Raw genomic sequence first — 14,752 nt, 5'->3', positions numbered from 1 at the left:
CCGCCCGGACCTGACGATCCGGAACCGGTACGGCGGCGTCTCGGTGATCCCGGCCAGCGAGCGCGGCCACGTCGACTACGTCAGGCGCGTCGTGCGCACCGGCATCGACGTGGACCACGTCAACGACCTCGGCTGGACGGCCCTGCTCGAGGCCGTCGTCCTCGGCGACGGCGGCCCGCGCCACCAGGAGATCGTGCGCATCCTGCTCGACGCCGGCGCCGACGCGTCGATCGCCGACAAGGACGGCGTCACGGCGCTCGAGCACGCCCAGAACAGGGGCTACCGCCAAATCGAGCGCATCCTCAGCGAGAACCGCTGAGGCTCAGCGGAACTCGGCAAGCAGGTCGGGGCTGACCTCGCCCATGACCTCGTAGGCGCGCGCCACCGGCACGTCGACGACGTCGTAGTGCGACGCGCCGGCCGCTGTCGTCGCGACGAGCGTGGCCACCCCGGCCCGGCGCTGGAAGAACGACTGGCGCACGGTCCAGCCGATGACGCCGTCGCGGTCGAGGGCGACCCGGTGCCGGTCGAGCGAGCCCTCGCGCACGACGAGGTGGCGCGGTGTGATCCGATGCCCGAGGCCGGCGTAGCGGTCGACGGCGAGCCACGCGGCCAGGGCGAGCAGGACCGGGGCCCCGGCGAACCACCCGACCGGCGCGTCGGTGGCCGAGCGGAGCACCGCGAGCGCCACGAGCACGACGAGCGTCGGCACGATGGTGCGGGTGAGCCTGCGCCGCAGGGCCGCCCGGCCGTGGGGCTGGAGAGCCGCGGTCACGGCGTCGTCGTCGTCGACGACGCCGGTGGCGACGCGGAACACCTCGGTCGCGGGCGCCGGGGGCACGAGCCAGTCGGCGCCCCCGCGCTCGCGGAGCAGCCCGGTGGTGACGACCTTGAGCCGCCGCGCTCCGACGAGGCGCAGGCCGGCCGGCTCGTCGACCTGGACGCCGCGCACCCGGCCGCGGTCGATGCTCGTCTCGCGGGTCGTGAGCAGGCCACGGCGGGTGTGCAGGCTGCCGAGCCGGTTGCGGGTGAGGCGGAAGCCCCAGAAGTTGAGGACGTAGGCGACCGCGGCGAGGACCGACACGACGACGAGCAGGAGCAGCACGTCGACCCAGATCGCGAGGCCACGCACCCACTCGGTGCCCGACGCGATGACCTCGCCCTGGTCGCGGACCCGCCCGACCGACTGGAAGAGGAAGCCGACGCCCGCCGCCGCCGTGGCGATGCCGGTCAGCGTGAAGGGCGCGTAGCGGACCCAGGCCGGGTCGAGTCGGACGAGCTCCTCGTCGTGGGGTGCCGGCGCCGACGCGTCGGGCCCGGAAGCGTCGGTGCTGACGGGCAGGCCCGTGGGGGTGGGGAGCCCGGTGACGGCGGGGTCGATGCGGTGCAGCAGCTCGGCCCGCAGCCGCCGCCCTTCGTCGACCCGCAGGGAGTCGAGGACAAGGCGGTCGCGGTGGCTGCCGCCCGTCGAGATCTCGACCTTCGCGAGGCCGAGGACCCGGTGGTACACCCGGGCCGTGAGGTCGACCGTGCGGACCTTGTCGAGCTGGGCCTTGGTCGTCTGCTTGTTGAGCAGCCCGCGCTGCAGCTCGATGCGGCCGCCGGTGATCCGGTAGCGCGTGGTGAACCAGCGCAGCACGCCGAAGGCGACGATGACGGGCAGGGCGTAGAGCTCCCACGGCTGGTCGCTGTCGGAGTTCGCCCGGGCCACGAGGAGGGCGAGCAGGGCCGGAAGCAGCCGGATGACGGTCTCGACGGGGTGGATGAGGAGCATCCGCGCGTCGAGGCGCCGCCACTCGGTCTCCGGCACCTCGGGCACGGGTTCCTCGGGCGACGCACTGCTCACGTCGCGTCGCCCTTCTCGAGGACGGCGGCGGCCGAGAGCGTCTCGACGAGCTCGGTGGCGACGGGCAGGTCGAGGGCGTGGATGCGCAGCGGCCCGGCTGCCGAGGCCGTCGTCACGGTCACCGACGCGAGGCCGAGCAGCTGGGCGATCGGGCCGCGCTCGAGGTCGACGGTCTGCACGCGGCTCATCGGCGCGATGCGCCGCTCCTGGCGCACCCAGCCGGTCTGGGTGTAGATGGCCCGCCCGGTGGCCTCCCACCGGTGCACGCGCCGGCGCCACCGCGGCATGACGAGCACGTAGGCCGTCGACAGCGCGAGCCACAGCGCCCCGACGAGCCAGTGCGCGCCCCGGGCGGGGTCGTCGTCGACGAACCACCAGATGACCTGCGCCACGAGCAGGCCGGTGACGGGCACCAGCGCCTCGACCGTCCAGAGCGTCACGGCGCGCGGTGAGACGAGGTTGGCCGGGGCGCGGAGGGTCGCTGCCTCCTGGGTCTGCATGACCCCACCGTGCCACACGCCGCGTCCTGCACCACTCAGGCCGCGAGCGGGGCCTCGGCGCTGGACTCGACGAGGCGCGCGTACCGGCCACCGCGGGCGAGCAGGGTGTCGTGGTCGCCGAGCTCGACGACCCGGCCGTGGTCGAGCACGGCGATCTGCTCGGCGTGCCGGACCGTCGAGAGCCGGTGCGCGATGGTCACCGTGGTGCGCCCGGCCATGAGCCGGTCGATCGCCCCCTGGACCTCGCGCTCGGTCTCGTTGTCGAGGGCGCTCGTGGCCTCGTCGAGGACGAGGACGCGCGGGTTGCGCAGCAGCGTGCGGGCGATGGCGAGGCGTTGCTTCTCGCCGCCGGAGAACCGGTGGCCGCGGGCGCCGACGACGGTGTCGAGGCCTGCCGGCAGCTCGGCGACCAGGGGCGCCACCCGGGCGGCGGCGAGGGCCCGCCAGAGGTCGTCGTCGGTGGCGTGGGGCGCCGCGAGGAGGAGGTTCTCGCGGATCGAGGCGTGCACGAGGTGGGTGTCCTGCGAGACGACACCGACGATGCCCGCGAGGTCGGCGGCCGCGAGGTCGCGCACGTCGACGCCGTCGATGCTGACGCGTCCGGCGACCGGGTCGTGCAGGCGTGGCAGGAGCGTGGCGAGGCTCGACTTGCCCGAGCCGGTCTCGCCGACGAGGGCGAGCGTGGTTCCGGCGGGCACGTGGAGGGTCACGTCGGCGACGGCGTCGACGCGTCCGTCGTGGCTGACGGTGACGCCCTCGAAGCGGACGTCGCCGCGCGCGGTGGCGGGGTCGAGGCGCACCGGACGCGTCGGCTCGGGCACGTCGACGGTGAGGTCGAGGTAGCCGAAGATCCGGCTGAAGACCGCCATCGAGGTGACCCACTGCGCGCCGACGTCGAGCAGGCCCATGAGCGGCCGGAAGATCGCGCCCTGCAGGGTCGTGAAGGCGATGAGCGTGCCGATGGTCATGCCGCCCGAGCTCGCCGGGAAGCCCGCGGCGAGGTAGATGAGGGCCGGGATCGCGGCGAAGACGATCTGCATCGTCGCCATCCGCCACCGGCCGGCCAGCTGCGAGCGCAGCTCGAGGTCGATGAGGTCGGCCGAGGTGTCGGTGAACCGCGCGGCCGTGGCCTCGCCGGCGCCGAGCGTCTTGACGAGGGTGGCGCCGCCGATGCTGAGGCTCTCCTCGACCTGGCTGTGCAGGTCGGCGAGCCGACGCTGCCGGCGGGCGGTGACGTCGCGGCGCAGGAGGGCGACGCGTCGGGTCATCCACACGGCCGGCGGGACGACGAGCAGCGACAGCACGGACAGCCGGGGGCTCAGGGCCACCATGGCGATGACGGTGGCCACCGCGGTGGTGGCGTTGCTCGCGACCGACGTGGCCGTGTTCGTGATGACCGACTGCATGCCGCTGATGTCGTGGGTGAGGCGCGACTGCACCTCGCCGCCTCGCGTCCGGGTGAAGAAGGCGAGCGACTGGCGCTGGAGGTGGCGGAAGACGTCGGTGCGCAACCCGTGCATGACGCGCTGGCCGACGCTCGTGGTCAGCCAGGTCTGGACGACGCCGAGCAGCTGGCCCACGACGGTGACGGCGAGCATGCCGGCGACGGCGAGGAGCAGGAGGCGCACGTCGCGGCGGGGGAGGGCGTCGTCGATGACGGTGCGCAGCAGGAACGGCTGGGCCATCGAGACGACGGAGACGACGACGATGAGGGCGGTGACGACGGCGACGGTGGTGCGGTGCGGCCCGAAGAGGGCGGCGACGCGGCGCATCGACACGGGCGACTCGTCGAGCTGGGCGCGGTCCTCGGCAGTGGCCCGCTGGGGACCACGACGGGTGGTGGGGGTGCTGGGTTTGGCGTCGGTGGGGCGGTCCAAGGGATCACTCTCGATTCGGGTCGGAGACAATATGGTGAGGTTACCTCACAATGAGGCAGCACGACAAGGTCGACCGTATGCTGTGCCCATGCACGACGCCGATCCCTCCCTCGACGAGCTCCTGGTCGGCGCCGCCCGTGCGCTGCGCCGCCGGTGGGCCGGAGGCCTCGGGCCCGACCTGACGCCCCACGACGCCCGCGCCCTGCGCGTCATCGGCCACCACGGGCCGACGCGCCTCGGCGTCGTCGCCGACCACCTGCGCATCGCGCCCCGCTCGGTCACCGACGTCGTCGACCGCCTCGAGCAGCGCGGCCTCGTGACCCGGGCCCCCGACCCCGCCGACCGGCGCGCGCTCACGGTCTCGCTCACCGACCGGGGCGAGTCCGCCCTCGCCGAGGTCGACGAGGCCCGGCGCGTCGAGTCGACCGACTTCTTCGGCGTCCTGAGCGAGCGTGAGCGTTCCTCTCTCGCAGCGATCCTCACCCGTCTCGACACCCCGCGGCCGTGACCGGGTGCCCTAGAGTGGGTCGCCGCGCCGCCGCAGCACGGGTGGCCCCCGCGTCGGCAACCGGTCGTCGACGCCCCGCGTCCCTCCACGAGACGCGTCTGCACGCGTCGAGTCGAAGGTGAGCCACATGTCGGGTCTGGTCATGGTCGAGGGGCTGCCCGGCACGGGCAAGAGCACGACGGCGGCCGGCATCGGAGCCTGGCTGGCCGGTCGCGGCGTCCCCGTCGAGCAGTGGCCCGAGGGCCGCACCGACCACCCGGTCGACCTCGAGCAGGTCGCGGTGCTGACGAACGAGGACGTCGTGCAGCTGCTCGCCGAGCTGCCCTCGGCCGCCGACGCCTTCATCCGCACCGCCGAGCGGGCCGGGGACGCCTGGCTCGTCCGCCTCGGCCGGCACCCCGAGCTGCCCGCTGACCTCGTCGAGCGCCTGCGGCGCCACGACTGCTACGACGGCGACGTGACGCCCGAGCTGCACGCCCGGGTCCTCTCCGACAGCTGGCGCCAGTACGGCGACCGCGGCCCGCGTGCCGCGGTCCAGGTGTGGGAGGGCGTCCTGCTGCACAACCCGGTCGGCGCCTTCGTCGCCCGCTTCGACGAGCCGGTGTCGGTCCTCGAGGCCTACGTCCGCGGCCTCGTCTCCTCCGTGTCCGGCCACGCGCCCGCGCTCGTCTACCTCGACGCCGGCGACCCCGCCGAGGGCCGGGCCGGCGTCGACGACCACGTCGAGGCCATGCGCCACCGGCGCGAGATCGAGCTCGACCTGCTCCCGCACCTCGCGCTGCCCACCCTCGTCGTGCGCACCGACACCGGGTCGTGGGACGAGCACACCGACCGCATCCGCACCTTCGTCGGCGGGCACCTCGGCCTCGAGGCCGCCCCGGAGCCCGAACGGGCCGCCTGAGCCGATGCCCCTCCACTCGGTCGAGGCGCTCCTCGACGACGCGACCTCGGCCGAGGTGCGTCGCGAGTGGGAGCTGCTCGCCGCCGCGGGCCTGCCCAGCCAGGCGGCCCACACGGGGGCGACCAACGCGCCGCACCTGACGCTCTCGGTCGCGAGCGCGGTGCCCGACTTCGTCGAACGGCGCCTCACCGACCGCATCGCCGCGCACCTGCCGCTGCCGGTCCGGCTCGGGGGCCTGCTCGTGCTCGGCTCACGACGGTTCGTCCTGGCGCGGCTCGTCGTGCCCGACGCCGGCCTGCTCGCCCTCCACGGCGCCGTGGCCGAGGCCATGGTCGCCTGTCCCGACGTGCCCGAGCCGGTCCGCGCCGGACGCTGGACTCCGCACGTGACGCTCGCGCGCGGCCTCGGCTCGCGTCAGGTGGGTGAGGCGCTCGCGGCCCTCGGGCGCACGCGTCCGGTCGACGGCACCGTCACCTCGGTGCGCCGGTGGGACCCCGACGCCGGACGCGTGTGGGGCCTCGCGGGCTGAGTCCTCCCTACGATGGGCCCATGGCTCTCGAACTCGGGCTCGACACCTTCGGCGACATCGCGAACGGCCCCGACGGGCAGCCGCTGCACCCCGCGGTCGTCCTGCGGGAGGTGCTCGCCGAGGGTGAGCTCGCCGACCGGCTCGGCCTCGACTTCTTCGGCATCGGCGAGCACCACCGCCCCGACTACGCCGTCAGCGCGCCCGACACCCTGCTCGCAGCCCTCGCGACGCGCACCGAGCGCATCCGGCTCGGCACGTCGGTGACGGTGCTGTCCTCCGACGACCCGATCCGGGTCTTCCAGCGCTTCTCGACCGTCGACGCCGTCTCGAACGGACGGGCCGAGATCACCGTCGGCAGAGGGTCTTTCATCGAGTCGTTCCCCCTGTTCGGTCTCGACCTGGCCGACTACGAGACCCTCTTCGAGGAGAAGCTCGACCTGCTCGCCGCCGTCGTCGCCGAGCGTCCGGTGCGGTGGCAGGGCTCGATCCGCCCGCCCGTTCAGGTCGACCGCGTCATGCCCGCCACCGAGTCGGGGCGGCTGCCCGTCTGGGTCGGCGTCGGCGGCACGCCGCAGTCGGTCGTGCGGGCCGCGCACCACGGGTTCCCCGTCGTCATCGCCATCATCGGCGGCTCGGCGCGGCAGTTCGCCCCGCTCGCCGACCTCTACCGGCGGGCGCTGACCGAGATGGACAAGCCCGAGCTGCCGGTCGGCGTCCACTCGCCCGGCTACGTCGCGGCCACCGACGAGCAGGCCGTCGAGGACTTCCTGCCGCACTTCGTGCCGTACATGAACAAGCTCGGCCGTGAACGCCGCTGGGCGCCGATGACCAAGGAGCAGGCGCTGGGCCAGCTCGGGCCGGAGGGGGCCGTCTACTGCGGGTCGCCCGACACCGTCGCCGCCAAGATCGTCGACACCGTGCGGGTGCTGGGGCTCTCGCGCTTCCAGCTCAAGTACTCCTTCGGCACCCTGCCGCACGACCAGCGCATGGAGTGCATCCGGCTGTACGCCGAGGAGGTCGTGCCGCGCGTCCGCGAGCAGCTCGGCTGACGCGTCGATGCGGGTCGCGCTGCTGGGCATGGGCTCGCGCGGTGACGTGCAGCCGTTCGTCGCGCTCGCGCCGCACCTGTCGGCGCTCGGCCACGAGCCGGTCGTCGTCGCGGCCGCCGACTTCCGGGGGTTCGTCGAGGGGCACGGGGTCGCCTTCGAGCCGCTGTCGTTCGAGGTGCGCCCGGGCGTCGAGTCCGACCTCGGACGGCGCTGGCTGCGGGGCTCCTCGACCAACCAGGTGCGCGAGGCCGCGCTCATGCGCCGGGTCGTGGCCTACACGGCCGACGCGCTCGGCGCCGACGTGGCCCGCGTCGTCGGTGCCGCCGACGCCGTCGTGTCGAGCGCGCTGACCCTCGACGCGGTGGCGAGCCTCTGCGCCCGGGACGGGCGTCCGCACGTTTACGCGACCTTCCAGCCCGTGTGGCCGTCGCGGTACGGGCCGTCGTCGTCGTTCGCTCTTCGGCCGGGGTCGGCCTCGGTGCTCAACCTCGGCTGGAGCTGGCTCGCGGCCCATGCCGCGTGGTCGATCTTCCGCCAGCCGGGCGACCGCATGCGTCACCGGATGGGCTTGCCCCGCAAGGGTTTCCGAGGCTACGTGCACGACGCGTCGACGACGCCGACGCTGCTGGCCGCGAGTCCGCACGTCGTGCCGCACGCGCCCGACTGGCCCGACACTCTGGCACAGACAGGGTGGTGGTTCCGGTCCGACGCGGCGTCCTGGCAGCCGCCGGATGCCCTCGCGTCGTTCCTCGACGCCGGTGACCCACCCGTCCACCTCGGCTTCGGCTCGATGCCGACCCACGACCCGCCGGCGGTGCTGCGCGCGTTCGTCGACGCGCTGCGGGCGGTCGGCCGGCGCGGGATCGTCAGCGCCGGGTGGGCGCGGCTGGGCCGTGCGGGCGTGCGGCCGGACGACCTTCCCGACGGGGTCCTCGCCATCGACGAGGCCCCGCACGAGTGGCTCTTCCCGCGGTGTGCGGCGGTCGTCCACCACGGCGGCGGCGGCACGACGGCCGCGGCGTTCCGGGCCGGCGTGCCGCAGGTCGTCGTGCCCCACATCGCCGACCAGCCGTACTGGGGCCGACGCGTCCACGACCTCGGCTGCGGTCCGGCGCCGTTGCCGCGCAAGCACTTCGGGGCGGCTCGGCTGACCCGGGCGCTGGAGGAAGCGCTGGCCCCCGCGTCGGTCGGGACGGCGCAGCGGCTGGGTGGGCTCGTCACAGCGGAGGACGGCGCCGCCGACGCTGCACGCGTCGTCGCCGCCGTCCTCGCGCGCTGACCCTGCGGGCGGTCGTCAGCCGGCGGCCTTGCGCAGCACGGCGGTGAGCTGCTTCTCGACGGCCGGGGTGAGCTCGAGCACGGCGAAGGCCACGGGCCACACGTCGCCGTCGTCGAGCATAGCGGGGTCGTTGAACCCGAGCGTCGAGTAGCGCGCCTTGAACTTCGCGGCCGGCTGGAAGGAGCAGACGACCTTGCCGCCCTTCGACCACGACGGCATGCCGTACCAGGTGCCCGGCTCGAGGTCGGGCGCGGCCTTCTCGACGAGGGCGAGCACTCCCTCGGCCAGCGCGCGGTCCTCGTCGCACATCTCGGCGACCTTCGCGAGCATCTGGGCCTTCGCCTCGGCCGGGTCGGCGCCCTTGCGGCGGGAGGCCTTGACCTCGTTCGCGCGCTCCTTCATCGCCGCCTTCTCGTCGTCGGTGAAGGCCGGGCCGGTCCGCTTCGTCGTGGTGCTCATCTCTGGTGTGTCCCCTCTGTCGTGGTGGTGCACCCAGTCTCGGGCAGGGCGGCCGGTGGCGGCTTCTCGATTCCTGACCGATGGGTGGCCTCCGGTGCGTTCCGGACGAAAGCCGCGCGTTGGCCGGTTCGCCGGTGCGCCTCCGGAGCCGGTCGTAGCCTGCCGAGAGGGGGGGAGGCAGGGGACTCCGGCGTCGCCGACGACCGAGGGTCGAGTACTCAGGAGGAGCACGCGCATGAGCACAGCCATGGGAAGAACCGGGAGACGCCGCCGCATCGCCGCGGCCGCCGCGACCGTCGCCGTCGCCGCCGGCCTCTGGGGCGGGGCACCGGCAGGGGCGGACACCGATGGGCCGACGGTTGTCGCGACCGGCCTCAACAACCCGAGGCAGCTCGCCTTCAGCCCGGGTGGTCAGCTGTACGTCGCCGAGGCGGGTCTCGGCGGCTCGGGACCGTGCCAGGTCGGCGAGCTCGGGGAGGTCTGCTTCGGCCTCACCGGCTCGGTCGCCAAGGTCGGCCGGACGGGCGTCACGCGCGTCGTGCAGGGCCTGCCCTCGGCGGGCGGGAGCGACGTCATCGGCCCGAGCGACATCGTGTTCACGGGCAACCACCGCTTCGCCCTGACGATCGGGCTCGGCGGCAGCCCCGACTACCGGGCCGGGTTCGGGCCCGACGCCGCGCTGCTCGGCAGCGTCGTCACCGGCGACCTGCGCCACCCGGGCGCCGGCGTCCGGCGCGTCTTCGACGTGGCCGGCTACGAGCAGAGGGCCAACCCGGACGGCACCGACGTCGACAGCAACGCCGTCGGGCTCGCCCGCAAGGGCAACGGCTTCGTGGTGGCCGACGCCGGTGGCAACGACGTCGTCTCGACGCGCCACGGCGGGTCGACGGTCGGCGTCCTGCCGCCCGTGCCGACGACGAAGGCCGCCGAGGGGCTCCCGGTCGGCTTCCCGGCCGACGCCGTGCCCACCGACGTCGTCAAGGGCCCCGACGGTGCCTGGTACGTCTCCCAGCTCGTCGGCTACCCGTTCGAGGCCGGCGCGTCGACGATCTGGCGCATCGTGCCCGGCCACCGGCCGAAGGCCTACGCCACCGGCCTGACCAACGTCACGTCGCTCGCGTTCGACGAGCACGGGCGTCTCTACGCCGTCGAGCTGTCGGCGACGGGCCTGCTGTCGGGCGGCCCGGGTGACCTCGTCGCGGTCAAGCCGTGGTCGAGCTCGCACCGTGTCGTCGCCGCCGGCCTGCCGCTGCCCTACGGCGTCGCGATCCGCGGCGAGTCGGCGTACGTGACCACCTGCAGCACCTTCTGCCCGCCGGGAGCCGGCAGCGTCATGAAGGTGCACCTGCACCACTGAGGGGAGGCGCAGGGCGGTGTCGGGTCGCCACCTCGGCGGTGGCGGCCCGACGCCGTGACGGTCAGAGGCGGGCGGCCAGCTCGGTGCCCTGGCGGATGGCCCGCTTGGCGTCGAGCTCGGCGGCGAGCTCGGCCCCGCCGATGACGTGGACGGGCACGCCGAGGCCCTCGAGCGTCGTGGCGAGCCCGTTCACCGACTCCTGGCCGGTGCAGAGCACGACGGTGTCGACGTCGAGCACCTGCGGGTCGGCGCGGTCGGGGCCATGCGTGACGTGCAGGCCGGCGTCGTCGACTCGCTCGTAGTTGACACCGACGTGGTGATGGACTCCCTTGGCCTTCAAGGCGGCCCGGTGGACCCAGCCGGTCGTCCTGCCGAGCCCCTTGCCGATCGGGGTGTCCTTGCGCTGGAGCAGGTGCACCTCCCGCGGCGACGCCTCCGGCTGCGGGTCCACGAGCCCGCCGCGCGACGCGTCGGGCGACCCGACGCCCCACTCGGCCATCCACTGCTCGACGGTGAGCGGCGAGGCGGTGTGCGTGAGGAACTCCGACACGTCGACGCCGATGCCGCCGGCCCCCATGACGGCGACGCGTCGGCCGACGGGCGCCTCGCCCCGGACGGCCGCTGCGTAGGTGACGACCTTCGGGTGGTCGATGCCGGGCACGTCGGGGATGCGGGGCTCGACGCCGGTGGCGAGCACGACCTCGTCGAACTCGGTGAGGTCGGCCGGCTCGGCCCGGCGGCCGAGGTGGACCTTGACGCCGGTCAGCTCGAGGCGTCGGCGGAAGTAGCGGATCGTCTCGGCGAACTCCTCCTTGCCCGGGATGCGCATGGCGAGGGCGAACTGGCCGCCGATGTCCTCGGCTGCCTCGAACAGCTCGACGCGATGACCGCGCTCGGCGAGCGACGTGGCCGCGGCGAGGCCCGCGGGGCCGGCGCCGACGACCGCGACCGACCTGGCCCGACGCGTCGGGGCGAGGACGAGGACGGTCTCGTGGGCCGCGCGCGGGTTGACGAGGCAGGTGGCCGTCTTCTTGGCGAAGGTGTGGTCGAGGCAGGCCTGGTTGCAGGCGATGCACGTGTTGATCTCGTCGGCGCGGTCCTGCTCGGCCTTGCGGACCCAGTCGGGGTCGGCGAGGAAGGGGCGGGCCATCGACACGAGGTCGGCGCTGCCGTCGGCGATGGTCTGCTCGGCGAGGTCGGGCATCGTGATGCGGTTGGAGGCGACGACGGGCACGGAGACCTCGGGCCGGAGCTTCGCCGTGACTCGGGTGAAGGCGCCGCGCGGCACGGAGGTGACGATGGTCGGCACGCGGGCCTCGTGCCATCCGATGCCGGTGTTGATGATCGTCGCGCCGGCGGCCTCGACCTCGCGGGCGAGGGCCACGACCTCGTCCCACGACTGGCCGTCGGGCACGAGGTCGAGCATCGAGAGGCGGTAGACGACGACGAAGTCCTCGCCGGCGGCCTCCCGGACGGCGCGGACGACCTCGACGGGCAGGCGGCGCCGGTTCTCGGGGGAGCCGCCGTAGCGGTCGGTGCGCTGGTTGGTCCGCGGCGCGAGGAACTGGTTGAGCAGGTAGCCCTCGGAGGCCATGATCTCGACGCCGTCGTAGCCGGCCTCGCGCGCCAGGCGGGCGCAGCGGGCGTAGGCGCGCACGGTGCGCTCGACGCCGCGGGTCGACAGGGCGCGCGGCGTGAACGGGGTGATGGGGGACTTGAGACGGCTCGGGGCGACCGACGCCGGGTGGTAGGCGTAGCGCCCGGCGTGCAGGATCTGCAGCGCGATCTTCCCGCCCTCGCGGTGCACGGCGTCGGTGATGCGACGGTGCCTGCGGGCCTGTCTGGAGGTGAGCAGGGCCGAGCCACCGGGGTAGAGGGTGCCTTCGAGGTTCGGCGCGAACCCGCCGGTGACGATGAGCCCGGCCCCGCCGCGGGCCCGCTCGGCGTAGTACGTCGCGAGCCGGTCGAGGTCGCTCGCGCGGTCCTCGAGGCCCGTGTGCATCGAGCCCATGACGACGCGGTTGCGCAGCGTCGTGAAGCCGAGGTCGAGGGGTTCGAGCAGGTGGGGGTACGGGCTCACCCGCTCGAGGGTAGCCGCGGTTACCGTGCGGTAGCCATGGGCGCGGCACACGTCACAATGGCGGGGTGAGCACCACGGACGGAGACCGGACCCTCGAGCACCTCGACGTCCTCGTCGTCGGCGCGGGCCTGTCCGGGATCGGTGCCGCGTACCGGATCAGCACGATGCTGCCCGGCCGGTCCTGGGCCGTGCTCGAGGCTCGTGACGCGAGCGGCGGTACGTGGGACCTGTTCCGCTACCCGGGCGTGCGCTCGGACTCCGACATGCTGACGCTCGGGTTCCCGTGGGCGCCCTGGCGCGACGACGACGCCATCGCCGACGGCGGGAAGATCCTGCGCTACCTGCGCGAGACCGCCGCCGAGCACGGCATCGAGGAACGGATCCGCTACCGGCACCGGGTCGTAGCGGCCTCGTGGTCGACGCCCGACGCCCGGTGGACGGTCACGGTGGAACGGCCGGGTGGCGTGCACGAGACCCTCACGTGCGGCTTCCTCTACCTCTGCTGCGGCTACTACGACTACGACCGCGGCCACGACCCCGAGATCCCGGGTCGCGCGGACTTCGCCGGCCGCGTCGTGCACCCCCAGTTCTGGCCCGACGACCTCGACGTCGCGGGCCGGCGGGTGGTCGTCATCGGGTCGGGGGCCACCGCGGTCACGCTCGTGCCGGCGCTCGCCGACCGCGGCGCCGACGTGACGATGCTGCAGCGCACGCCCTCGTGGGTCACGGCGCTGCCACGCCGCGACCGCGTGCGCGACGCGGTGCGCCGGGTCGTGCCGGGCCGCGTCGGCGACGACGTCGTGCGGTACAAGAACGTGCTGACGACGATGGCGTTCTACCAGCTGAGCCGGCGACGTCCGGCGCTCGCCCGGGGGCTGCTCGCCCGCGGTGCGGCGCGGGCGCTGGGGTCGAAGGAGATGGCCGAGCACTTCACGGCGTCCTACGACCCGTGGGACCAGCGCCTCTGCATCGTGCCCGACGGCGACCTCTTCCGGGTGCTGCGCGAGGGCCGGGCGCACGTGGTCACCGACACCATCGACACGATGACCGCCCAGGGGGTCCGGCTCGCCTCCGGGCGCGAGCTGCCCGCCGACGTCGTCGTCACGGCGACCGGGCTGAGGCTCGAGATCGCCGGGGGCATCGCGTTCGACGTCGACGGCGAGACGCGGTCCACCCGCGACCTCGTCGTGTACCGGGGCCTGATGTTCGGCGACGTGCCGAACCTCGCCGTGTGCGTCGGGTACGTCAACGCGTCGTGGACGCTGCGGGCCGACCTGGCGTCGCGGTACGTGTGCCGGCTCGTCGACCACATGGACGCCCACGGCTGGCGCACTGCGGTGCCGCGACCGCCCGACGGCATGACCGGCAGCCCGTTGCTGCCGCTGTCGTCGGGCTACGTGACCCGCGCCGCGAGTCTCCTTCCCCGACAAGGTGACCGGGCTCCGTGGCTGATGCGCCAGAACTACCTGCTCGACCGGCGCGACCTGCTCCGTGGTGACGTCGCGGAGGCGATGGAGTTCTCCCGCTGAGATTGCTGTCCTGGTGTCACGAACTGCTGGTCACGCCGCCAGACACTATGTAGACTTCTGCTATGAGTGGCGAACCGAGGATGACCGTCACGACGGTCGAGGTGCTCCAGACCTTCGTCCGCGACGCGTCGAGCGAGCGGTACGGGCTGGAGGTCATGGCGCTCACCGGGCTGCCCAGCGGCACCGTGTTCCCGATCCTGGCGCGGTTAGAGGGCCTGGGCTGGCTCGAGAGCGGCTGGGAGGACGTCGATCCCGCCGCAGTCGGGCGACCGCAGCGCCGGTACTACCGGCTCACCCAAGAGGGTCTCGAGCGCGCCGAGGCCGCGCTGGCGAAGGTCGCCCGCGCTCGGGAGAAGCGGCGCTCGGTGCTGCGCCCGGCGCCCGGCAGCGTGGGGTTCTCATGAGGGCGCTCTGGCCGGCCACGCCCTCGCTCCCCGGCCTGCTGTGTCGGGCGGCGGCGGCGCTGCTGCCGCGCGCGAGCCGGGGCCGGTACCTGGCCGAGTGGCGTGCCGACCTCTCAGCCGAGCCCGAAGGGGCCACCGGCTACGCCTGGAGCGTGCTGGTGCACGCCGTCGAGCTGCGACGCATCATCGTCGGCACCGACCCGGATGCGGTGCCCCTGCGGTGCCGCCTGCACCTGCACGCCTACCTCGCTGTCCACGACAACCCGGAGAACCGCAGGTACGTGAGTCACCACTGTCGCCGCTGCGGGCACGTCAAGGACGACGGCCGTGCCGACAGCAGGCCTCAGGACGGCCTGGCGTGGGGCGCCTCCATGGGCGTGCACTGAGGCGAGAAGACGGCCGGTAACCGCCGCCACGGTCGGATCGACCTCCCG

General features: G+C 74.1%; 15 protein-coding genes. 10 read left to right on the top strand and 5 right to left on the bottom strand.

Going from position 1 to position 14,752, the window contains the following annotated elements; translation table 11 throughout:
- A partial coding sequence (locus tag BIV28_RS14265) for an ankyrin repeat domain-containing protein (protein ID WP_207555995.1) occupies positions 1–319 on the top strand: 319 nt, incomplete at its 5' end.
- A gap of 3 nt (positions 320–322) precedes the next feature.
- Here the strand turns inward: BIV28_RS14265 and BIV28_RS14260 are convergent.
- The 3 genes from BIV28_RS14260 to BIV28_RS14250 are packed head-to-tail and all read right to left on the bottom strand — an operon-like array spanning position 323 to position 4,223.
- Positions 323–1,846, bottom strand: coding sequence for a PH domain-containing protein (locus BIV28_RS14260; protein ID WP_242653037.1), 1,524 nt, complete (start codon positions 1,844–1,846; stop codon positions 323–325).
- The gene (locus BIV28_RS14255) at positions 1,843–2,346 is read right to left on the bottom strand and encodes a PH domain-containing protein (protein ID WP_076262925.1); all 504 of its coding nucleotides are present in this window, start codon (positions 2,344–2,346) and stop codon (positions 1,843–1,845) included. Before BIV28_RS14255 ends, BIV28_RS14260 begins: the two co-directional genes overlap by 4 nt.
- Before the next feature lie 35 nt (positions 2,347–2,381).
- Positions 2,382–4,223, bottom strand: coding sequence for an ABC transporter ATP-binding protein (locus BIV28_RS14250; RefSeq protein WP_076262896.1), 1,842 nt, complete (start codon positions 4,221–4,223; stop codon positions 2,382–2,384).
- Positions 4,224–4,311: 88 nt separating this feature from the next.
- Here BIV28_RS14250 and BIV28_RS14245 point away from each other — a divergent pair, with 88 nt between their 5' ends.
- From BIV28_RS14245 to BIV28_RS14225, 5 genes are all read left to right on the top strand, one after another.
- Entirely contained in the window at positions 4,312–4,731 is a 420-nt protein-coding gene (locus BIV28_RS14245) for a MarR family winged helix-turn-helix transcriptional regulator (RefSeq protein ID WP_076262894.1), read from the top strand.
- A 127-nt stretch (positions 4,732–4,858) separates the two neighbouring features.
- The gene (locus BIV28_RS14240) at positions 4,859–5,632 is read left to right on the top strand and encodes a P-loop NTPase family protein (protein WP_076262892.1); all 774 of its coding nucleotides are present in this window, start codon (positions 4,859–4,861) and stop codon (positions 5,630–5,632) included.
- A 4-nt stretch (positions 5,633–5,636) separates the two neighbouring features.
- Positions 5,637–6,161, top strand: a complete 525-nt coding sequence (locus BIV28_RS14235; protein WP_076262890.1) for a 2'-5' RNA ligase family protein — start codon at positions 5,637–5,639, stop codon at positions 6,159–6,161.
- A 20-nt stretch (positions 6,162–6,181) separates the two neighbouring features.
- Positions 6,182–7,210: an LLM class flavin-dependent oxidoreductase gene (locus BIV28_RS14230; RefSeq protein WP_076262888.1), complete on the top strand. Its 1,029-nt coding sequence runs from the start codon at positions 6,182–6,184 to the stop codon at positions 7,208–7,210.
- A 7-nt stretch (positions 7,211–7,217) separates the two neighbouring features.
- Positions 7,218–8,489, top strand: coding sequence for a glycosyltransferase (locus tag BIV28_RS14225; protein WP_076262886.1), 1,272 nt, complete (start codon positions 7,218–7,220; stop codon positions 8,487–8,489).
- A 15-nt stretch (positions 8,490–8,504) separates the two neighbouring features.
- Here BIV28_RS14225 and BIV28_RS14220 read toward each other — a convergent pair whose 3' ends face one another.
- The gene (locus BIV28_RS14220; protein ID WP_076262884.1) at positions 8,505–8,948 is read right to left on the bottom strand and encodes an iron chaperone; all 444 of its coding nucleotides are present in this window, start codon (positions 8,946–8,948) and stop codon (positions 8,505–8,507) included.
- A 235-nt stretch (positions 8,949–9,183) separates the two neighbouring features.
- Between BIV28_RS14220 and BIV28_RS14215 the strand changes: the two genes are divergently transcribed.
- Positions 9,184–10,305 carry a ScyD/ScyE family protein gene (locus tag BIV28_RS14215; protein WP_207555994.1) on the top strand — a complete coding sequence of 374 codons (1,122 nt, stop codon included), beginning with the start codon at positions 9,184–9,186 and terminating at the stop codon, positions 10,303–10,305.
- A 61-nt stretch (positions 10,306–10,366) separates the two neighbouring features.
- Here BIV28_RS14215 and BIV28_RS14210 read toward each other — a convergent pair whose 3' ends face one another.
- Entirely contained in the window at positions 10,367–12,385 is a 2,019-nt protein-coding gene (locus BIV28_RS14210; RefSeq protein WP_076262881.1) for an NADPH-dependent 2,4-dienoyl-CoA reductase, read from the bottom strand.
- A gap of 65 nt (positions 12,386–12,450) precedes the next feature.
- On the opposite strand from BIV28_RS14210, the gene BIV28_RS14205 reads away from it, so the two are divergent.
- The 3 genes from BIV28_RS14205 to BIV28_RS14195 all read left to right on the top strand — a co-directional run bounded on the left by BIV28_RS14205 (position 12,451) and on the right by BIV28_RS14195 (position 14,704).
- Entirely contained in the window at positions 12,451–13,914 is a 1,464-nt protein-coding gene (locus tag BIV28_RS14205) for a flavin-containing monooxygenase (RefSeq protein ID WP_076262879.1), read from the top strand.
- Between the two features lie 62 nt (positions 13,915–13,976).
- Positions 13,977–14,318 (top strand): PadR family transcriptional regulator, encoded by a 342-nt coding sequence (locus tag BIV28_RS14200; protein ID WP_242653035.1) that lies wholly within the window; start codon positions 13,977–13,979, stop codon positions 14,316–14,318.
- Entirely contained in the window at positions 14,315–14,704 is a 390-nt protein-coding gene (locus BIV28_RS14195) for a hypothetical protein (RefSeq protein ID WP_076262877.1), read from the top strand. Before BIV28_RS14200 ends, BIV28_RS14195 begins: the two co-directional genes overlap by 4 nt.
- Positions 14,705–14,752 lie beyond the last annotated feature (48 nt).

This window comes from Intrasporangium flavum, from assembly GCF_001956915.1.
Classification (GTDB): domain Bacteria; phylum Actinomycetota; class Actinomycetes; order Actinomycetales; family Dermatophilaceae; genus Monashia; species Monashia flava.
Note: the sequence above shows the minus strand (reverse complement) of the source record. Positions and strands in the feature narration are given on the sequence as shown.